At 53.4% G+C, this 19,005-nt stretch carries 20 protein-coding genes and 1 pseudogene; 9 read left to right on the top strand and 12 right to left on the bottom strand.

The window, feature by feature from the left end:
- Positions 1-88 precede the first annotated feature (88 nt).
- Positions 89-892, bottom strand: a complete 804-nt coding sequence (locus C7820_RS15265) for an NAD kinase (RefSeq protein WP_076175238.1) — start codon at positions 890-892, stop codon at positions 89-91.
- Positions 893-975: 83 nt separating this feature from the next.
- Positions 976-2,208 carry a sporulation integral membrane protein YlbJ gene (gene ylbJ / locus C7820_RS15270; protein ID WP_116231817.1) on the bottom strand — a complete coding sequence of 411 codons (1,233 nt, stop codon included), beginning with the start codon at positions 2,206-2,208 and terminating at the stop codon, positions 976-978.
- A gap of 569 nt (positions 2,209-2,777) precedes the next feature.
- Here ylbJ and C7820_RS15275 point away from each other — a divergent pair.
- The gene (locus tag C7820_RS15275) at positions 2,778-3,479 is read left to right on the top strand and encodes a DUF2225 domain-containing protein (protein ID WP_181909077.1); all 702 of its coding nucleotides are present in this window, start codon (positions 2,778-2,780) and stop codon (positions 3,477-3,479) included.
- Between the two features lie 82 nt (positions 3,480-3,561).
- Here the strand turns inward: C7820_RS15275 and C7820_RS15280 are convergent, their stop codons facing one another.
- Both C7820_RS15280 and C7820_RS15285 read right to left on the bottom strand, forming a co-directional pair.
- Positions 3,562-3,792 (bottom strand): hypothetical protein, encoded by a 231-nt coding sequence (locus C7820_RS15280; protein ID WP_076175144.1) that lies wholly within the window; start codon positions 3,790-3,792, stop codon positions 3,562-3,564.
- A complete protein-coding gene (locus tag C7820_RS15285) occupies positions 3,789-3,959 on the bottom strand; it encodes a YycC family protein (RefSeq protein WP_076175142.1) in 171 nt (56 codons plus the stop codon). Before C7820_RS15285 ends, C7820_RS15280 begins: the two co-directional genes overlap by 4 nt.
- A 136-nt stretch (positions 3,960-4,095) precedes the next feature.
- Here C7820_RS15285 and C7820_RS15290 point away from each other — a divergent pair, with 136 nt between their 5' ends.
- Positions 4,096-5,895, top strand: coding sequence for a M3 family oligoendopeptidase (locus tag C7820_RS15290; RefSeq protein WP_116231819.1), 1,800 nt, complete (start codon positions 4,096-4,098; stop codon positions 5,893-5,895).
- 235 nt (positions 5,896-6,130) lie between these two features.
- Here C7820_RS15290 and C7820_RS15295 read toward each other — a convergent pair whose 3' ends face one another.
- The 4 genes and pseudogenes from C7820_RS15295 to C7820_RS15305 form a co-directional block, all read right to left on the bottom strand.
- Positions 6,131-7,063 carry an ABC transporter permease gene (locus C7820_RS15295; RefSeq protein WP_234489784.1) on the bottom strand — a complete coding sequence of 311 codons (933 nt, stop codon included), beginning with the start codon at positions 7,061-7,063 and terminating at the stop codon, positions 6,131-6,133.
- A gap of 118 nt (positions 7,064-7,181) precedes the next feature.
- Positions 7,182-7,772: an ATP-binding cassette domain-containing protein gene (locus C7820_RS34165; protein ID WP_483874466.1), complete on the bottom strand. Its 591-nt coding sequence runs from the start codon at positions 7,770-7,772 to the stop codon at positions 7,182-7,184.
- Positions 7,761-8,135: pseudogene (locus C7820_RS34170) on the bottom strand (ABC transporter ATP-binding protein); the annotation flags it as partial. The gene C7820_RS34165 and the pseudogene C7820_RS34170, both read right to left, overlap by 12 nt.
- Positions 8,136-8,194: 59 nt before the next feature.
- Positions 8,195-9,358, bottom strand: a complete 1,164-nt coding sequence (locus C7820_RS15305) for a COG1470 family protein (protein WP_116231822.1) — start codon at positions 9,356-9,358, stop codon at positions 8,195-8,197.
- Between the two features lie 257 nt (positions 9,359-9,615).
- Between C7820_RS15305 and C7820_RS15310 the strand changes: the two genes are divergently transcribed.
- The 3 genes from C7820_RS15310 to C7820_RS15320 all read left to right on the top strand — a co-directional run bounded on the left by C7820_RS15310 (position 9,616) and on the right by C7820_RS15320 (position 11,912).
- Complete coding sequence (locus C7820_RS15310; RefSeq protein WP_116231823.1) at positions 9,616-10,242, top strand: RNA polymerase sigma factor; 627 nt, start codon at positions 9,616-9,618, stop codon at positions 10,240-10,242.
- Complete coding sequence (locus tag C7820_RS15315) at positions 10,202-11,140, top strand: anti-sigma factor (protein ID WP_116231824.1); 939 nt, start codon at positions 10,202-10,204, stop codon at positions 11,138-11,140. The genes C7820_RS15310 and C7820_RS15315 overlap by 41 nt, the downstream gene beginning before the upstream one ends.
- Positions 11,141-11,504: 364 nt before the next feature.
- Positions 11,505-11,912 (top strand): O-methyltransferase, encoded by a 408-nt coding sequence (locus C7820_RS15320; RefSeq protein WP_116231825.1) that lies wholly within the window; start codon positions 11,505-11,507, stop codon positions 11,910-11,912.
- A 272-nt stretch (positions 11,913-12,184) separates the two neighbouring features.
- Here the strand turns inward: C7820_RS15320 and C7820_RS15325 are convergent, their stop codons facing one another.
- Complete coding sequence (locus C7820_RS15325) at positions 12,185-12,424, bottom strand: alpha/beta-type small acid-soluble spore protein (RefSeq protein ID WP_076175232.1); 240 nt, start codon at positions 12,422-12,424, stop codon at positions 12,185-12,187.
- A gap of 199 nt (positions 12,425-12,623) precedes the next feature.
- Entirely contained in the window at positions 12,624-13,604 is a 981-nt protein-coding gene (locus tag C7820_RS15330) for an aldose 1-epimerase (RefSeq protein WP_116231826.1), read from the bottom strand.
- Positions 13,605-14,057: 453 nt separating this feature from the next.
- On the opposite strand from C7820_RS15330, the gene trpS reads away from it, so the two are divergent.
- Positions 14,058-15,047 carry a tryptophan--tRNA ligase gene (gene trpS, locus C7820_RS15335; RefSeq protein WP_116231827.1) on the top strand — a complete coding sequence of 330 codons (990 nt, stop codon included), beginning with the start codon at positions 14,058-14,060 and terminating at the stop codon, positions 15,045-15,047.
- 29 nt (positions 15,048-15,076) lie between these two features.
- Here the strand turns inward: trpS and C7820_RS15340 are convergent, their stop codons facing one another.
- Complete coding sequence (locus C7820_RS15340) at positions 15,077-15,262, bottom strand: hypothetical protein (RefSeq protein WP_116231828.1); 186 nt, start codon at positions 15,260-15,262, stop codon at positions 15,077-15,079.
- 119 nt (positions 15,263-15,381) lie between these two features.
- Between C7820_RS15340 and C7820_RS15345 the strand changes: the two genes are divergently transcribed.
- Positions 15,382-15,597, top strand: coding sequence for an alpha/beta-type small acid-soluble spore protein (locus tag C7820_RS15345; protein ID WP_076175122.1), 216 nt, complete (start codon positions 15,382-15,384; stop codon positions 15,595-15,597).
- 231 nt (positions 15,598-15,828) lie between these two features.
- Here the strand turns inward: C7820_RS15345 and C7820_RS15350 are convergent, their stop codons facing one another.
- Entirely contained in the window at positions 15,829-16,812 is a 984-nt protein-coding gene (locus C7820_RS15350) for a metal-dependent hydrolase (RefSeq protein ID WP_116231829.1), read from the bottom strand.
- Positions 16,813-17,092: 280 nt separating this feature from the next.
- Here C7820_RS15350 and cyoE point away from each other — a divergent pair, with 280 nt between their 5' ends.
- Together cyoE and C7820_RS15360 are read left to right on the top strand one after the other, a co-directional pair.
- A complete protein-coding gene (gene cyoE, locus C7820_RS15355) occupies positions 17,093-18,028 on the top strand; it encodes a heme o synthase (protein WP_116231830.1) in 936 nt (311 codons plus the stop codon).
- Positions 18,029-18,254: 226 nt separating this feature from the next.
- Positions 18,255-18,866, top strand: a complete 612-nt coding sequence (locus tag C7820_RS15360) for an SCO family protein (protein WP_076175116.1) — start codon at positions 18,255-18,257, stop codon at positions 18,864-18,866.
- The last annotated feature ends 139 nt before the right edge of the window (positions 18,867-19,005 follow it).

Here is a 19,005-nt window from a genome sequence, read left to right on the forward strand (position 1 = left end):
CTCTAGAAGCGGTCTGTCTTCTTTGAAGGTACGTCGATAGACGTTTTTCTTATGCCATTTTTATCCAACATCCGTTCTTGATGCTGATCTATCCCAGAAAAGCTTCCCGCACCCGGTTCCAGAACGGGAACGGGCGGTATCTCGCAAAGCTGACCTTCTCCTTGGCGACCTGGCAGCGAACCGAGATGAGGTCGTCCACCTGCAGGTTGACATGATCGATGTAGAGTAAGAGCCGCTGCTCTTTGCGGGAGAAAATGTCGCAGTGATGGTGCTTGGGCAGCAGAAGGGGCGAGCCCATCGTCCGGAAGACGCGGTTGTTGATCGACGCGATCTCCGCGATCTGCAGCGCCTCGATCGTCGGGTGAACCATGGCGCCTCCAAGACTTTTATTATATGCCGTGCTTCCGGATGGCGTGGAGACGCAGATCCCGTCGCCGCGGAACATTTCAAAGGTTTGGTCGTTGATGTCCACCTGGGCCACTACCGTTCCGTCGACGCCTTTCAGAGTGAACTCGTTCAAGGCGATATAGGAAGCGTTGCCCGATTTTCTATGAATTTCAAGTTCAAGCAGCGGATATTTGACGATTCGCGGTCGAATGGAGCCCGAATTGGCCGCAGAGCTCATCAGTTCGATCAGCTGCGGCAGCTCGTCCGCTTTCCAGTCCGCATAGAATCCCAGATGTCCGGTGTGAACCCCTACGAAGGCAATGTCAGGAATATGGTCAATAAACGTATGAAAGGCATGAAGCATGGTGCCGTCCCCGCCGATGGAAATGACAATCTCCGGTGATTCGGCATCCAGCTGAAATCCCCGTTGCGCCGCAAGCTTATGGAACTGCTCGCTTAAATCCACGGATAACTGATCCCCGCGATCCAGAACATAGTATCTCAAGGGTGTAAGCTCCTTTGTAATGGGTTTATAAGAATCATAAACAATATCGGAGGATAACACAACGTCCATTTCATGTTCCGTGATCAGGAGGTCCGGCGAACGCCGCGCCACAAGGAATGAATCCAGCTGATCAGAAGGGAGAGCACCGTCATCCCGGCCAGCAGGATGCACAACAGGACGAGGGAGTCCCGGATGCCTTGGGCCGAGGCCAGAAAGCCGAAGTTTTGGCTTGCGAAAGCAGGCGCATCGGTATAACGTCCCATCACCGGTTCCCATAAAAACAAAACGAGGAACGCAGCCACAAAACCGTGGATCAAGCGCGCCATCATGAACGGCAAGTAGCGCAGATTGGTGGCGTGCAGAATGCTCGCGATCTGGGCATGAACGGAGAGCCCTCCCCAGGACAGGATAAAGGCCGCTGCAGCTGCCTTAAAGGGCAGCGGAACGGAGGAGGCAGCTTCACCCGCCGAACGGGAGCCCAGGGTAACCTCAAATAAGCCTCCAACGAGCGCTTCCGAGAGGGATGGAGGGAAGTGGAGCGCCATCAGGCCATTTTCCAGCAAACGATAGAAGAACGCCATTACCCCCGCTTCGGTAAGTATCTCTAAAAATACCGAGAAGAATACAACAAGTCCGCCCACGACAATAATAAGCTTCAGCGAAGATTCGACTGCCTGCTGGAGCAGCTCGCCCACGCTTCGGCCGTCGTTCATTCTGGCTTCATGCATAGCGTTGAACGCCCGCCGCAGCCGGCTGCCGCGAACCGGAGCTCCGGAAGCCGGAATTTCGGTCACCGAGCCCCGTTTGCCATGGAAACGCATGAGGAGGCCGATCAGGAACCCGCCGCCGTAATGGGAAAGCGCAAGAATGGTCGCGATTTTGGGATAATGAAAAAAACCGACCGATACGGCGCCGATCAGAAATATCGGGTCCGACGAGGTTGTAAAGGCCACCAGCCGCTCGCCTTCCTCCCGGTTGAGCATTTTCTGCTCCCATAGCTTGGCCGTCAGCTTGGCCCCGATGGGATAGCCTGACACATACCCCATCGCGGCGACGAATCCTCCGCTTCCGGGAATGCGGAACAGCGGCTTCATTAGCGGATCGAGCAGCGTGCCGAACAAGTGAACGATGCCGAAGCCCAGCATCATTTCGGAAATGATGAAGAAGGGAAATAACGACGGAAACAGGACGTCCCACCAAATGGCCAAGCCCCGCAGGGCGGATTCCAAATAAGGGCCGGGGTAACACAGCATCAGCACTAACAATCCGGCCATAGACGCAATCATGAGCGGTAAACCCAGCCTTTTTACGGACAAATTCGCAGCCTCCCTTCCGAATATGGGACATGAGAATCACACCTATGTTCCTAGATTTTATGAATGTCATCGGACAAACAGTACAAAAAAGTTGGGAAAGCGTTTACAATAAATGCTGTATTTTTGGTGGAGATATGGTAAAATATACAGTACAACAACTAACTTCATTTCAAATTTAAAATATATGGATGGAGTGATGAGAACATGAGTATTGTCGCCGGTCTCCTTGTCTGCGCCTTCGTGTATGTCATTCGCGAATCACTGGTCCATCCCGGCGAAGAGGATTGGAGCAGTTACTGAAGATGTCCTAAGGTGCTAAACTTACGTTTAGCGCCTTTTTTTTGTGCATAGGGACTTGTCCTTCCGCCAGGCTCATCCAGAGGATCTCTGAGAACCCTGATTTAAAGCCCAGGTCCCACTTTGTGGGGTTATTTTGTTTTTGGTTTTTGATATAATGGAAATAATATGTACTTTGCATGTTGATGATTCATTCGAGTAAGCAGTGACGGAAGGCCCGGAAAGAGACAAGCAGCGATGAAGGACACTGGGCATGAAAGGAATGTATGGATGTGGCATTGGAACCTCTTTACTCCATCAATGTAGTATGCTGTAATTGCGAGCATCAATTTTCCACGTCACGGGTGCGTCCGAGCTTTAAGAAGGCCGTGCGTACGGATGCGGATTTTTGTGCTTATTATAACAACGAGAATCCCGATTATTATGTGGTCAGGGTATGCCCGAAGTGCGGTTTTGCGTCTACGGAGCATTCAACGGAACAGCTGAGCGATGTGCAGAAAAAGCAGTTCGCCGAGAAAATCGGCAAGCGCTGGATCGAGCGGGACTACAGCGGACACCGGGATTGGGAAATTGCACTTGAGACCTACAAGCTCGCCTTGCTGTGCGCGCAGACGATTGGAGAGAAGGATCGGATTATCGCAAGCCTTCTGCACCATATTGCCTGGCTCTACCGGTATAAGGGTGACGAGGAGCAGGAGCAGCGCTTTCTGAAATACTGCCTGGATTCTTATATCCGGGTGTATGAGCTGGAAGGCGTAGGAGCGAACAACGCTCGCTTGCTGTATTTGATTGGGGAACTGCACCGCCGGACAGGCGATTACCATCAGGCGGTCAAGTGGTTCTCCAGAGTCATCAATGATAAACATATCGTGGATTCAGCCATGATCCACGCTTCACGCGAGCAGTGGGGCGTGCTGCGGCAAGAGATGCTGGACAAGCGAATGGAGCTGCCGGGCGAGATGAATCCCGCCTGAACGTAAAAACACGCCAAGGAGACCGTGTTCATCACGGCATGCCTTTGCGTGTTTTCTTTCCGGAGCAGATCTGCCGGTTCGATCAGCGAATATCCTGGTCGAACAGCAAATAATCGTTGTCCGTGTCAATGATATGGAGTCTGTTGTTGCAGCAAGGAAAGACGAGCAGCTTTTTCTTTCCTTCATGAATACTGCGAAGCTCAGCCGGCTTAAGGGGCAGCCTCACATTGTTCGTTCCGCAGAACGGACATTCATGTACATAGATATCGCCCATCACTTTGTCATAAGGCCAGGTTCTGGAGAACGGAATCATGATTTGGTTCCTTCATCGCCGTCCTGCTTGCCGGCCTCTTCCTTGGCGAGCTCCGCCAGCTTCTGCAGCAGGATATGCTGCGGCATGTGCATCAGGTGTTCCAGGGGAACCCCCAGCTTCTCGGATAGTTTCACGGCGGTCTCCGGTGAAATTTGCAATGGTCTCATGGTGAGTATCCCTCCTCTGTATGAATAAGCCCGTTTTGCCGGGCAGAAACATAAGGGTTTCGTCTTTATAGTTATACACCTTACCATGAGGCCAATCAAATAAAATAAAAATGATGATGAGAAAGGTGATTCGAACATGAACAAAGACCTGAAATTAACTTGGAATCTTGAATCCGTATTTCCGGGCGGCTCCGCTTCCGCCGAGTTCGATACCTTCCTTCACTCCCTGGAGCAGGATCTGAAGAGCCTTCAGGGCGAAATCAAGGCAGCCAAGGCGCCGGCGAGCCCAAAAGAGACCGAGTCGTTTGACGGGTTTATTGAAGCGCTGCAGGGCACTATTGCCCGCCTCTCCGAAGCCAGCGCGTTCGTCAGCTGCCTGCAGGCACAGAACCAGCAGGATAAGAAGGCCGTTCAGCTGGGCGGCCGCCTGGCGACCCTTCGGGCGCTCATTAGTGGAATCATGACCGACTTTGACCACATTCTCCGCTCGACCGATGACGAGACGTTCGCGCAGTGGATCGGCCGGGATCAGGTGCGGCAGCTGGCCTTCGTCCTTAGCGAAAGCCGCGACCAAGCCCGCGAAATGATGAGCCCGGACATGGAGAGCCTCGCGCTCGATTTGGCCATCGACGGTTATCATGGCTGGAGCAGCATGTATGATACGATCGTCAGCCATATCCAAATTCCGTTTGAAGAAAACGGCGAGACCGTGTCGCTGTCGGCCGGGCAGGCGGCCAATAAGCTGGACAGTCCGGACAAGGAGACCCGCGAGTCGATGTTCGTGAAGTGGGAACAGGCATGGTCGGACAAAGCCGACTTCTGCGGGGATACGCTGAATCACCTCGGCGGATTCCGCCTGAAGCTGTACGGACGCCGCGGCTGGGACGAAGTGCTGAAGGAGCCGCTTGAAATCAACCGCATGTCGCGTGAGACGCTGGACGCCATGTGGAATGTCATTCAGGACAACAAGCAGATGCTGCTGCAGTATATGGAGCGCAAGGCCAAGCTGCTCGGCCAGGACCGTCTGAGCTGGGTGGATGTAGAAGCACCGATCAGCAAATCCACGGGCACGATTTCTTACCAGGAAGCGGCGGAAACGATCGTGGAGCAGTTCCGCAAGTTCAGCCCGCGCATGGCCGACTTTGCCGAGATGGCCTTCGACAAGTCCTGGATCGAGGCGGAAGACCGGCCGGGCAAGCGTCCAGGCGGTTTCTGCACCTCACTGAAGCTCAGCAAGGAGACGCGGATCTTCATGACGTTCAGCGGAACCGCTTCGAACGTCTCGACGCTGGCGCATGAGCTCGGACACGGCTATCACCAGCACCTGATGAACGAGCTGCCGATCTTGAACCAGCGGTATGCAATGAACGTTGCCGAGACGGCATCTACCTTCGCGGAGATGATCGTATCGGACGCGATGGTGAAATCGGCTGCCGATGAGCAGGAGCAGCTGGCGCTGCTTGAAGACAAAATCCAGCGGAGCGTCGCATTCTACATGAACATCCATGCGCGCTTCCTGTTCGAGACCCGTTTCTATGAGAAACGGAAGAGCGGTCTGCTCAGCGTTCAGGAGCTGAACACGCTGATGGAAGAAGCACAGAAGGAAGCGTACTGCGACGCCCTGTCGTCTTACCATCCGCATTTCTGGGCGTCGAAGCTGCATTTTTATATTACGGGTGTGCCGTTCTATAACTTTCCGTATACTTTCGGCTACATGTTCAGCACGGGCATCTATGCACGCGCGCTGCAGGAAGGCGCAGGCTTTGCCGATAAATACGACGCCCTGCTGCGCGATACCGGCGTCATGACGGTGGAGGAGCTGGCGAAGAAGCACCTGAACGCTGATCTGACGGGCCGCGATTTCTGGCAGAGCGCGGCAGATCTGACGGCAGAGGATGTCAAGCAGTTCCTGGCCATGACCGATCATCTGGTGTAATCCAGACGGACGGTTCGAATAAACGATTACGCCACACAAAAAGCAGTCCCCTGGGGTTCATTACGCCTCAAAGGGACTGCTTTTTTGATGATACATTAGTTTGGGAGACACGGACTTGTTATATATCGCATCGTAAGAAGGCGATCGCTAAATGCACTCTTGTGGGACTGGATAGCAACATGGAATCGCTTTGTCAGATGTCCGCCCTCCGTAAAGTGCACCAAGCGGTGCATAGTTAGGAACGTCCGCGGATTTCCTGACGCAGGAACATGACGTACGAGATCGCAAAGCAGGCCAGCGTCAGGGCGATCAGCCCGGTGACCTGCGGCCAGATCAGCAGCAGGCTCTGCCCGAAGGGGAGCGGGCTGTCAATCGCGCCGTAGGCCTGCTCCGTCGTGAGCGGACCCAGTGTACGCACCGTCGGCATCAGCAGCGTCGAGGTCGCCTCATTGAACAGCGTATACGGTGAAATCCGGCTCAGCCCGAGCATAAAGCTGACATGGTGGACCATGTCGTCGACCGAAGCCGTGTCGCTGTTAGGCGCAAGGCCCGAGGAGATCAAATTCAGGATCATATCGTAAAAGAAGCTGAAGAACAGCCAGACGGCGATGCCCGACAGCGCCGATGTGGCAGGCTGGCGGAATTTAACCGAGAACAGGATGGATAAGTTCAGCCAGAATCCGATATAGACGATTGTGACAACCAGGAAGCTGAGAATTCTCAGCAGCTCCTCGAATGACGGCGGCAGTCCGACGATCAGAAAACCGAGGGCCAGCACGAGCAGCCCGAGGGAGAGAAACATGAAGCCGATGATCGTGAGCGATGCGATAAATTTGGCGTTCAGCAAATCGTCACGGTGAATCGGCTGCGCCATGATGCGGCTCAGGGTGCCTTTGTTCCGCTCGCTGTTGACGGCGTCGAAGCCGAGGCCGATGCCGAGCAGCGGGCCCAGGAAGCCGATGAATCCGATAAACGACGGCAGGGTGCCGTCGGAGGTGGTGAACAGCTTCAGGATGACGAAATCGCTGTAGCCGTCCGTGGATTTGATAGCGTCCTGCAGGCTGTTCAGCGCCGTATACAGCGAGGCGACGCAGGTCAGGAAGATGATCGCCAGGAGCAGCAGGAAGCGCCAGCTCCGGACATGATCGGAAATTTCCTTGCGCACCAGGACGCGGAATGCCGCCGGGTTCGCATTTGCCCGGCTGAACCGTTCCCGGTCGGAGGGAACGGTTCCCCGCAGCCGGCCGATGCCGTCCTTAAACGGGGTGCTGACCGTGTCCCAGGCTTTATTTAGCTGCTCTTTTAGAACGCTTGCTTCCAAGTTCCTCACCTCCCGCAAAATATCGCCGGTAGATTTCATCCAGGCCGTATTCCTTGCGCTGCAGCCCGTACAGGGCCGCTCCCGACGCGACGACCGTCCGGGCGATCTCCGGACTGCAGTCGGCGTTGACACCGATCTCCAGGCGCGTCCGGTCCTCCGCCGGCCTCATCGAGTCCTGATCCCCGCTCGCGATCCGGACGGAGCTGACCCCTTCAACGCTCTGAAGGTCAGCCAGCAGCGCATCATCCGCCCGGTCCACCTCGGCGGTGATCAAAAGCGGCGTGTCGGTCAGCAGGACGCGGGACAGCGTCTCCAGGTTTCCTTCGGCCAGCAGCCTGCCGCTGACGAACAGACCGACGCGGTCACAGATTTGCTGTACCTGGTGAAGCTGGTGCGAGGAGAGGAGCACCGTCAAGCCCTGGTCCTGGCTGAGGCCGTGGATCAGGCCGAGGAGCTCATCAATCCCTTTAGGGTCGATGCCGAGCGTCGGCTCATCGAGGATGATGATTTCCGGCCGCTTGATCAGAACGTCCGCGAGTCCGAGCCGCTGTCGCATACCGCGGGAGTAATTCCCGGCCTTCTTATGGGCGGCATCCTGCAGCCCTACCTCCTTCAGCAAATAGAGCGAACGATCTTCCGCCTCTTTGTCGGAAATGCCGTTAAGGCGGGCGGTCAGCTTTAAGTTCTCGAGGCCGGTCCAGTCTTCGTAAAAACCGACGTCGTCCGGCAGGTAACCGACGCGGCGTTTGACTTCAATCGGCCGCCGCGTCGGATCCAGCCCCAGCACATTGATGCTTCCGCCGTCCGGTTCGCTCAGGCCGAGAAGCATCAGAATGGTGGTCGATTTGCCTGCGCCGTTTGGGCCGAGCAGGCCGAAGATTTCCCCGCGGCGGATTTGAAGGGACAGATGGTCCACGGCTTTATGGGTGCCGTAGCTTTTGGTCAACTGCTGAATGTCGATGACTGTCTCCGCCAACGTTATCTCCTCCCGTATTTACGAATGAGTACATAGATGCCGCCCAAAATGACCAGGATGATCAGCACGCCGATCCAGCCCCACAGGACGGAGCCTTTGACAGCGACCCGGAAAGAGGCGTTGGATGAAGATTCCGCGGCCTGGGCGGTAATATCGGTCACATAGTCCCCGGCGATGGCTTTGTCGCTTGCGGTCAATTTGGCCTCCACCGTGGTGGACTTGCCGGCGGCGAGCTTATCGACCGTTTTGGGATTAAAGCTGACTTCCCAGTTGGTTGGCGCCGTGGAGGTGAAGTTGATGTTGGTCAGGTCGGCGGTACCGGTATTTTTGACCAGCAGCTCTACGGTTTTATCTCCGCCTGCCTTAATGTCGGTGCTTAACAATCCGCTTGGCGTCGTCAATTCCATGCTGTACTTGCCGGTAATGACGGCTTCGAGCTCCAGCTCGGAATTCGTTGTCTGGTTGGAAGCGCGGATCGGTATTTTAAAGGTACCCTGCGTCACGTTTTCAGCCGGCTTTACATCAACGGTAATGGACTTGTCAGCCCCCGGGTCCACTTCGACGGAAGAGACCTGTTTGCTGTCTGCCGTAAATGTTACGTCCCATCCCTTCTCAGCCTGGGCGGTTAACGCATACGTCTGCTTTTCGGCTGTGCGGTTGGACAGGTTCACCGAATAGGTAAAGGTCGCGTCGGAGTGTCCCTCCAGGTTGGCCTGATCGGTCGTCAGTTCGGTTTGATATGTGCCCTTTTCCGTGATGTTGACCGAAAGTGGCAAAGACGCGAGGCTGCCCGCCGACAGCGTAAAGCGATAGGTTCCCTTGTCGATTTGCATCGGAACCGTCACGTCCAGGGAGATCGTTTGCGATGAATCCGGCATGACCGAAATTTCGTTCAGGTCCCAGCCGCCGCCCGAAATTTTAGCCGTCCAGCCTTCGGGCAGATCGGTAACGGATATCGGGGCTGTAATGACGCTGCCCGAGTTGTTTTTCAGCTCCACGCTGTAATTCAGCGATTCTCCGGGAGGCACGGAAATGGAAGTGTAGGTAGTGTACAGCGTCAGACCTCCGGCTGCATGGACCGGACTTCCTGTGCTGGCGATCAGGAAGCCGATGCAGAGCATCAGCGCCAGGCCGGCGTGTGTGATGATCCTCAAGAAACGTGTCATGAAACAGAACCCTCCTCAAGTGTGTTGGTGATCATCTGGAATACGAATGAAGAGCCGCCACCGGATTTACCGGAAGATTAAAAGAAGATAAAAATTTGCTTAAAAAGGGATAAAATCACGGAAGAGGGGAGTCCGAACCCGAAATTCTTTTGCTAGAATGTTGCTGTAAAAATGGCGGCCAGCGCTCTCTTCGGGACCTGGGTGCAGGGGGCAGGCCGGATCAAGGGAATGAAGAGAATAAGGGGGGATACTCCATCATGCAGGACCGTCCTGAAGCGTGGTTGAAGGAAATTGCAGAGGGCTCGGCTCCGGCTTTCGACCGGTTCTATGATGCGTTTGCTCCGATGGTTTACCGGCTTGCGGAATACTGGATGAAGGACCGGGTAGAAGCGGAAGATGTCTGTCAGGAAATTTTTATCGAAGTGATGGAAAAAGCGGGGCACTACGATCCCGAAAGGGGCAGTGTGGAAGCGTGGCTGGCGGTTCGTGTCCGAAGCAGGGCCATGGACCGCCTCCGGCAAAAGCAGCGGATGGCCGCCCTGCAGCGGACGCAGGAAGAATCGGCCGTTATGCGCTGGCAGCGGACGTTGGAATCGGCGGAGCTTGAAGCGTTCCGGCATCTGGATCAGGAGCAGGTGAGGGCGGCGCTGCGCAGCATCCCGCCTATGCAGCGAATGGCTCTCTACGGGAGCTATATGATGGAGCTGACGCACCGCGAACTGGCTGAGAAGATGCAGAAGCCGGTCGGAACCGTGAAGTCGCTGATCCGCTACGGCATCCGGAATTTGCGCAACAGATTGGAGCAGGGCCAGGTTACCCAGGCCGGCGAGGGAGGTGAACCGCATGCGGTTGTCCATTCGGGAAAATGGGAGCAATCATCCTGAAGGCTGTGCTGAGCTGCCCGAGGAAAAGCTGGTCGATTACGCGATGAAACAGCTGGAAGAGCCGGAGCGTCTCCTCGTCGAGGAGCATACCGCCGCTTGTCCCCACTGCAGGGAGCGCCTTGCCGAGTGGGAGACGGTGATGCAATCCGTTGAGCTGGTCGGCTCGGTAGTGAGCGAGCCAGCCTCGGCTTTGGAAGACAAGCCAACCGCTGCAGCGTTGAGCACACCGCAGCCCGGGTCGCCGATACGGGCCGTGGGTGCCGAAGAGAAAACCGCATCAGAGACGGATTGGCAGGCCTCCAGCGACGTAGCTGGCCCGTTCGCCGCCTCGTCCGCAGCTCCTGGCCCGTCCGCCCGTCTGGGCCGCAAAATGCGGCTTCTGGCCCGGCTCCGTTCCCTGGAAAAAGGATTTGTCCGCCGGCGGCGTTACCTTGTACCTGCCGCAGCGGCAGCGGTTGTTGCAGGCTGCGTCGTTGCCGGACTGTTCTCCTTGAAACATCGCGAGATGCCGTCCGCCGATGCTATCGATCAAGCTTTTACATCCAAAATCGCTGTTATGCAGTCGGCCAATTACGATCAGTACCGGATTCCGCCGCTTCCGCCGCTCCACGGATCGGGAGGCGTGTGGATCGACCGGGATTCGGGTGAGATGCTGATCGTGATCGAAGGTCTTCAGCCACCGGAGGAAAAGGCCTACCAGGTATGGCTGCAGCATGAGCAGCGGTCGGTCAGCATGGGAATGCTGATGACGGGTAAGGCCGAGGGTAAAGGTTATTATTACGGATACGGGACCATGGACCCGGACCAAATTGTGATCAGTCTGGAACCTAAGGGCGGAAGCCGGGTTCCGACCGGACCCGAAGCACTAAGGGTGTCTGTCGATGATAACAGGGAGTAGCGTCAGCCTGGGGATCTTAAATGCCCTCGGGCTTTTTTTCTTTTCAGATTTCGCGTTAGCCCGGGATAGCCGCTTTAAGCCGATGTTTTTAGGGTGATGGGATCATCGAAACAGATTTGGTGGAGCGTTCATTGGAGTTGATTCGTGGTTTTTCGTGCTGTTCTTGGAATATCCTTGGGGAAATCACATTTTGTCAAAATAACCAGAAATATAGCGATTTGTTGCCGAAAATAAAATTACTTTAACGAAAATAATAGGAATTATTACCCAATTATGTTTGATGTTGTTGTATGATACCACATGCTGTCTTATAATGAGTCATAAGCCCTATGAGTTTTGGCGAATTTTGGAGAGGGGGAAAAAGATGATCAAAACCGAGCAGTTATCTCTGGCAAGGCAATTGGATTTAGTGTTTAAGGAACTGGAAGAAGAGCTGTCAGGACTATCATCCGGCACGGTGTTTGTGCAAATACGAAATAATGTCATTGGTAAATTTGGTATCCGGCATCATCCGCTGGAAGGACGGAACGGGGAAATTCATTCCCAGGGTTCCGGACTGACTCCAGTACAGTACTCGTCTTTTCGTCTCATGGCTTTAGAAAGTTTAAAATACAAGCGCCACTGGACTCACGGTGAAATCAGCTACGAATTTACGATCCGGCAGGGGCTCATTGCGGTGGATGCCATCTTGGAATCCAACTATAACATGGCTAACCTGATGATCCGGTATCCGAGACATACATATCCTGAAACAGTAACAGAATTGTCGTAGTTCGTCGTGGACTTATTTTTATCATCCCTTCTTGCTTTTGTAGTATGACTTTATCCATGAATATCCGAATAGTTTGATTAGCACAGAAGACAGACCCAGGTTTAGCGGTAGTTTTTATTGCGATGATTGAATGGTTAGCTCCGCTGTACATTTTATAAATTCTATAATTAGAAAAAGGCAGCCCTTGGAGTAATCCAGAGGCTGCCTTTTGTAGGCGGGGACGGCTCGCGCCGGGCCCGGCTCATCATGATATCAACATATACAAATGCAGATTATTGGCCGGAACGACCCGATAATTGCTGCTCTGCCAGTTGTACCAGACGTTTTGTGATGTAACCTCCCAAAGAACCAGTCTCACGGGAAGTGTAGTTGCCCATGTATCCGTCTTGTGGCATTTGAACGCCAAGCTCTTGTGCAGCTTCAAGTTTCAGTTGTTGAAGAGCAGCGTTAGCTTGTGGAACCACCAGGTTGTTCGAGCGGCTTCCGCGTCCTTGGTTTTGACCTTGACCCATACCCATGTTTGTCACCTCCTTTGAACTTTATGGAGTTATTATGGTACGAAAGATTTGAAAACATGCAGCAAGAATGGAGATATAAATTGGTAAATAGAGGATAACGCAAAAAGGGCCGCACGCTTCAAGCAGCATGCAGCCCTGTTATTTGTAAATTTGAAAATCCGCGTTTTCCTATGCCTGATTCTAAGGAGTCGGCTTAATGGTCTTCAGAAGGATAGATCATGTCCAGCGTCAGGTCCATCTCGACCGATGCCTTCGGCTCGATCCGGATCAGTCCCGTCAGGTCCGGTCCCGCGGCAAGATTGGGCGCATCCGGCAGCCAGGTATATGGCTCGATGCATAAAAATTCGTCCGCTTCGCCTTTCGTATAAAGGACCCAATGTTTATAGTACTTCGGATCCGCAGAATACTTCAGTCCGTACCCGTCACTACGCATCAGCAGGGCTTCCGCAGGCTGTCCCTCCCCGATCCGGAGCGGCGTGTCGAAGTTGGTCCCGGCAAGATTGAGTCCTTGATTGAGCTGATCGAGGGGTCCGAGCGGGAGGAGCTCGCCGGTCGTAATTAAATCCTTATCCAGCGCATATTCCGCGCTTACAGGCAGGGTAAGCGTCCACTCTCCCGGCTGCCCGTCAAGCAAAAACCATGTATGAAAACCGATGCCGAAAGGTATCGGATGGTCCCCCAGGTGGGTAACCTTTAAGTGTTGGGTCAGTTTGGACCCTTGAAGGCGAAGCGTCATTTCCAGCTTCAGCGGTGCGGGAAACTGCTCCATCCAGTGTGGATCGTCTGAGGTCAGGAACTCCGAGGTCACTGCACAGCCTTCTTCGTCTTCTTCGATATCGCTGACTCTCCAGGACTGCGTCCGGTGGAGCCCGTGAATATGGTTGTCTCCGGCAGTGTTCCGGTCGAACTGATACGATCTGCCTTCGTATTCAAAATGGCCGCCGCGGATCCGTCCCGGGGGAATCAGCATCGGCATGCCAAAATGGTAAGGTTTTTGCAGGTAGAATTCCAGATCGTTGTCATCAGGTCTCCGAACGACCTGCCGGTTTAGGGTATGGTCCAAAATGGAAATGACATTGTTTCCAAGCGATGGCAGCAGTGTGACTTCAAGCTCACGGCTATGCAGGATATAGGTATCGTATCCGTTCCATTGCCCTTTGGTCACTTGTTTCATATCGTTGCTCCTTTTTCCTCTAAATTCATTTAGCCTTCAAATATCTAACCCATATCATAACAGATTTGATGGCGTTTCGTAAAAAAAGGGGTTTGACAATTCGACGATCTGAGCTTTATCATAGGCATTGCAAAAGGCTTTCAATGATTATGTAAACACGATGACAGGGACAAGTAAGCAAAGACGGCGTAACCTTCAGAAAGCCGGTGGTTGATGCGAACCGGTGGAGCCGATTTTGCCGAATGGACCCTTGAGTGCCGCGTTGAACGGAAGCAACCATGACTTCCTGCGTAGACCGGCCGGCGATTCCACGTTACGGAAGCAGAAAGGCTGACAGTTGTCGCTTCCACATGGGCGGCTTGCAGCAAATAAGGGTGGCACCACGGTCTCACGTCCCTTGCGGGCGTGGGGCCTTTTTTGTTTTTACCATTTTTAAAGTTGGAGGGATTGTTGATGAAAACCGTACTTTCCGGCATTCAACCCAGCGGCAAACTGACGCTCGGCAACTATATCGGAGCCATGAAAAATTTTGTAAAACTGCAGAACGACTATCAGTGCAATTTTATGGTCGTCGATCTTCACGCGATTACGGTACCCCAGGAACCCGAGGCGCTACGGGAGCAGTCCGAGGCGGTAGCCGCCTTGTTCATCGCAGCGGGCATTGATCCGAATAAGGCGAACGTGTATATGCAATCGCATGTTCCGCCGCATGCCGAGCTCGGATGGCTGCTGACGACGCTCACCTCGATGGGCGAGCTTGAACGTATGACCCAGTTTAAAGACAAATCGGCCGGCAAGGACTCCGTAGGCGCCGGATTGTTTGTCTATCCCGCACTGATGGCGGCAGACATTCTGGTGTACAATGCGGATCTGGTTCCCGTAGGCGAAGACCAGAAGCAGCACTTGGAGCTTGCCCGCGACCTGGCGGGACGCTTTAATCACCGCTTTGGCGACTATTTTACCATTCCGGAACCGTACATCCCCAAAGTGGGCGCGCGGATTATGTCGCTGGACGACGCTTCGAAAAAAATGAGCAAAAGCAATCCGAACCCGGGAAGCTATATCGCCCTCTTGGACCCGCCGGATGTCATCCGCAAAAAGATCAGCCGGGCCACGACCGATTCGGGGAAAGAAATCCGCTATGCACCGGATGAAAAACCGGAAATCAGCAATTTGATGAGTATTTACTCGCAATGCTCCGGCATGTCGCTGCAGGAAATTCAAGATAAATACGAAGGTCAAATGTACGGCGGATTTAAAAAGGACCTGGGAGAAGTCATCGTAGCGACGCTCGAGCCGCTTCAGCAAAAATATGACGAAATCCGCAAGTCCGGTCAAATTCATGATATATTGGCGCAGGGCGCAGGCAAAGCCATGGAGAAGGCATCCCGCACCGTGGCCGAAGTCAAAGAAAGAATGGGATTTCTCCCGGCCAAGAAATAACTTCCCCGGCGGCAGCAATGCCTAGCGCATTACTGGTTGCCGGGCTGCTGAAGCCGGTTCTTGCGGGCTTTGACCACAAAGCCCCACCCGATATTGAGAATTGCGAGAATGCCGAGCAGCACGGCTACCCAGCCGTTATAGCTGATGGAGACGGCGCATGCCATCAGAAGCAGGATGGACGAGGCAGCAAACCATAAAGACAAGCCTTTACTCATTGGCAAAAACCTCCATTTCATATATAGAAACTTTCTTGTATAACTGTGTCGCTGCGAGCCATACTAAGCTTGCAAGCTTGCATTTCAATAAGACGCAGAATTGAAGGGAGACTCTTATTATGGCTAGATCTCGTTCCAACAATCTGGTGGTACCTCAAGCAAACGCTGCACTGCAGCAATTGAAAATGGAAGCGGCTCAGGAGCTCGGCGTTCAAATGCCGCAAGACGGATACATGGGCAACTACACTTCCCGTGAAACCGGTTCTCTCGGGGGATACATTACGAAACGTCTGGTTCAATTGGCAGAGCAGCAACTTTCCGGCCAAGGCAGATAGTTCCATACAGGAAAGTATTTCGGGTCCGGAGCGCCGACAGGTGCTTCGGTCTTTGTCTTGCAACTAACGTGATTCTCTCTTATCCGGCAGCATCCGTCAAGAGGCAGGCTGTTTCCAGAACAAGCGGGGCGGCTGAAGAACATTACGACGGAAGGATAGAAGGCGTTACGGTAAAAAAGGGATCTGCGGAATTTTTCGCAGATCCCTTTTTATTATGCATCCCCGCGGCACTCAGCCTGAATTGATGGAGAGCCGCTTGTTCATTTTTTTGGAGCTCAGCCAGCCGACGTAAGTATTGATCGGCTGATAATTTTTATCCATGACGAGCACAGCGACGAACGGATACTGTCTCCGGTGCCGGTAGCGCACATCCGCCCAGCGGACCACATAGCCCCAGGGCAGCGGCTCGACTTCGGCCACCGCGAAGGAGGAGAAGTACAGGAAGGCTTCCACATCGGGATGCTTCCGCGAATGCTCGACCGCCGGATGGGACTCCGTGACGGCATGCTTTCTCCATTCGAGGGTATGCCCGTTCAGTACGCCGATCTGATAGCTGCCGTCCGGATGGGACTTGACGACATGCCACTTATTATAGGAAATGGTCGGAATGACGAAGTAACGTTCTCCCGGCTTACGGCTCTCATCCAGCCGCATCACTTCCCGGGTGCGCATCGAATGGGCGCCGGTCCGCCAAATATAATAAAACACCGTCAGGATATATACGACAGTGAACAGCGGTGCAGGATGTACCGCTCCCGTACTCCAGAGCAGAACGGCCAGGGCGTGCAGCGTAAAAATAAACGGATCAAAAATATGAATGATGTTCCACGAAATCCACTTTTCCGTCACGGGCCTGAAGGCCTGGGTTCCGTACGTGTTGAACAGATCGCTGAACACGTGCAGACAGACGGCGATGCCGGTCCAGAGCACGATATGCCCGGATGGGACACCGCTGAACAGAAGGGACAGGATTCCGCTGATCAGAGCGGTCCAGATGACGAGAAACGGCAGGGAATGAGTAATTCCCCGGTGATTTTTAACATAGAGGGCATTGCTTTTGAACCGCAGCAGGCCGTCGAAATCCGGAGCCTGCGAACCGATGACAGTGCCCAGCAGCACCGCGGCGGCAAGCGTGGGACTCGCGGCAACCGCCGGATCGACGTAGGCGAGACCGGCCAGGCTGAGTCCAATCACAAAATGTGTGGCAGTATCCATTTACCATGTCTCCTTCTTGTTGTTCTTTATTCTATTGTAACAAACCCGGAAGCTGATTTCCTTTCCGGCAGAATGCCTCAATATAGTTACTACCCAATATTGGATGAATTTATTAGTGTTTGACCATACTATTACGTGTCGCTAATACGTGTCACTAAATTGTCAAAATGGTGAATGATTTTGGAGAGGATTGTCAAACACTTTTACCTTTTGATATGATAAACTTTATAGCGGAGGGCAAGTTCCTCCATAATGACAGAACTAAGGAGGATCTTAAGGCGTGGATAATCACTTGACTTACCAAGCTCCTTCGGATTCCGCAGCGCTTTCCATCAATCAAACGCCACCCAATCCATCGGCAACTTGGAAAGATTTTATCACATTAACTAAACCCGGTATTCTCCGGTCTAACTTAATTGCTGCATTTGCAGGTTTCTGGGTCGCATCCCAATGGGATATTCATATAGGCAAGATGATTTTGACTCTACTAGGAACCATGCTGGTCATGGCTTCCGCCTGTGTCTATAACAATTATTATGATCGTGAACTGGATATGAAGATGGAACGGACGCGTAAACGTACGCTTCCGGCCGGCCGCATAAAGCCAGCAGTTGTACTCTGGTATGCCTTTATTCTAGGTGTGCTGGGACTCGCTGACCTTTTTATTTTTTCAGGGGTTATGGCCGGCATCTTCGGAGTTATCGGTATGTTCGTCTATGGAGTCGTTTATACGATGTGGCTGAAACGGACGTCCACCTGGAGTACTTCCGTCGGCGCGATTTCCGGGGCTATGCCGCCGGTAATCGGTTATGTTGCCGTAACGGGTACGGTAGATATGGGCGCTGTTCTGCTGTTTGCGATGCTGTTCTTGTGGCAGCCGCCTCACTTCTGGGCTCTCGCCATCCGGCGTGTCGAAGAATACAGAGTGGCGGGATTCCCGCTGCTGCCGGTCGTCAAAGGCGTTAAGCGTACCAAGATTCAATGTATTCCTTACCTGGTATTGCTGGTTCCGGTACCGGTATTAATGTATGCATACGGCTATGTGGGCATTTACTTCATGATCATTTCGCTCTTGCTGTCCCTGATCTGGCTGTACTATGGCATGAAGGGATTTACCGCCAAAGACGATGAAGCATGGGCTAAGAAAACGTTCTTCTTCTCGATAAATTACTTGACCTTGAGCTTGATCGCAATGATTTTGAACACAACTCACTAAGTTCTTACCCAGAATCCCATGGAATCATGGGATTCTTTTAAAAGGAAGAAATGAAAGCCTGTTCACCCGGGCACAAGCGGGTCACCCGGCCTCCAGGACGGATGTTCCCGCGTCGGTGTTACATAACAAACTACTGCCTGTAGTCCTGGGGAGGCAGGGCGGGATCAAGAATCCGCCGGCATAAGGGACAGCAGGAATCGTGATTAGGGAGAGGGGAACGAATTCGATGTTGAAGCGCTACAAATGGACTTGGATTTTGCTGGTGGTGATTGTGATTGGAGCAGGGTACCTGGTATATAACGCCATGGGATTCGGCAAAGAGAAGCTTCCGGTCATCAGCCAGGTCGGAGATTTTTCGTTTGAAAATGTGGATGGCAAAACGGTAAGCCTGGACGATACCAAAGGCAAGGTCAGATTGTTCTACTTCTTCTACACCAGCTGCCCGGACGTATGCCCGGTAACGACCTTCATGCTGTCGCAGACGCAGAAGCAGCTCGTCAAGGACGGAACCTTCGGCAAAGACGCGGAGTTCGTCTCGATCTCCTTCGATCCGAAGGTTGATACCCGGGAGAAGATCAAAGAGTTCGGGGACAAGTTCAATGTCGATTACAACGGCTGGTACTTCCTGAGAGGCGAAGATCAGCAGATCCGCGATCTGGCCGAAAAGTCGTTCAAAATCGCCATTATGGGAGACAACAAGGACAACTTCTCCCATGCCAACATTATTGCTCTTGTCGACCGGGACAATCAGGTCCGCAAGCTGTATAACGCCAACAATACGGATGAAGTTACGGCAGAATCCCTTGCCAAGGACGTTGAGGCGTTGGCCAAGGAATAATCAAACAGGAAGGCGCCACGATCCCCGGCATGCTCCGGATGGGTAGGCGCCTTTTTTTTGTGAGAGATAAGAAAGTACCAAATTTAGCGTTTGCGGAGTAGTTTCCTTGTATTGGGCTCCCCGCAAAGGATCTGCAATC

The sequence above is a fragment of the Paenibacillus sp. VMFN-D1 genome, assembly GCF_003386155.1.
Classification (GTDB): Bacteria; Bacillota; Bacilli; order Paenibacillales; family Paenibacillaceae; genus Paenibacillus_AQ; species Paenibacillus_AQ favisporus.

What these genes read in the sequence shown, in the direction of transcription:
- C7820_RS15315 (WP_116231824.1), top strand. Translation starts at nt 10,202, where the DNA reads ATGCGGTTGTCCATTCGGGAAAATGGGAGCAATCATCCTGAAGGCTGT.
- C7820_RS15285 (WP_076175142.1), bottom strand. Translation starts at nt 3,959, where the DNA reads ATGAGACCATTGCAAATTTCACCGGAGACCGCCGTGAAACTATCCGAG.
- C7820_RS15310 (WP_116231823.1), top strand. Translation starts at nt 9,616, where the DNA reads ATGCAGGACCGTCCTGAAGCGTGGTTGAAGGAAATTGCAGAGGGCTCG.
- C7820_RS15330 (WP_116231826.1), bottom strand. Translation starts at nt 13,604, where the DNA reads ATGAAACAAGTGACCAAAGGGCAATGGAACGGATACGATACCTATATC.
- trpS (WP_116231827.1), top strand. Translation starts at nt 14,058, where the DNA reads ATGAAAACCGTACTTTCCGGCATTCAACCCAGCGGCAAACTGACGCTC.
- C7820_RS15280 (WP_076175144.1), bottom strand. Translation starts at nt 3,792, where the DNA reads ATGATTCCGTTCTCCAGAACCTGGCCTTATGACAAAGTGATGGGCGAT.
- C7820_RS15325 (WP_076175232.1), bottom strand. Translation starts at nt 12,424, where the DNA reads ATGGGTCAAGGTCAAAACCAAGGACGCGGAAGCCGCTCGAACAACCTG.
- C7820_RS15290 (WP_116231819.1), top strand. Translation starts at nt 4,096, where the DNA reads ATGAACAAAGACCTGAAATTAACTTGGAATCTTGAATCCGTATTTCCG.
- C7820_RS15350 (WP_116231829.1), bottom strand. Translation starts at nt 16,812, where the DNA reads ATGGATACTGCCACACATTTTGTGATTGGACTCAGCCTGGCCGGTCTC.
- C7820_RS15320 (WP_116231825.1), top strand. Translation starts at nt 11,505, where the DNA reads ATGATCAAAACCGAGCAGTTATCTCTGGCAAGGCAATTGGATTTAGTG.
- C7820_RS15305 (WP_116231822.1), bottom strand. Translation starts at nt 9,358, where the DNA reads ATGACACGTTTCTTGAGGATCATCACACACGCCGGCCTGGCGCTGATG.
- C7820_RS15345 (WP_076175122.1), top strand. Translation starts at nt 15,382, where the DNA reads ATGGCTAGATCTCGTTCCAACAATCTGGTGGTACCTCAAGCAAACGCT.
- C7820_RS15340 (WP_116231828.1), bottom strand. Translation starts at nt 15,262, where the DNA reads ATGAGTAAAGGCTTGTCTTTATGGTTTGCTGCCTCGTCCATCCTGCTT.
- C7820_RS15360 (WP_076175116.1), top strand. Translation starts at nt 18,255, where the DNA reads ATGTTGAAGCGCTACAAATGGACTTGGATTTTGCTGGTGGTGATTGTG.
- C7820_RS34165 (WP_483874466.1), bottom strand. Translation starts at nt 7,772, where the DNA reads ATGCGACAGCGGCTCGGACTCGCGGACGTTCTGATCAAGCGGCCGGAA.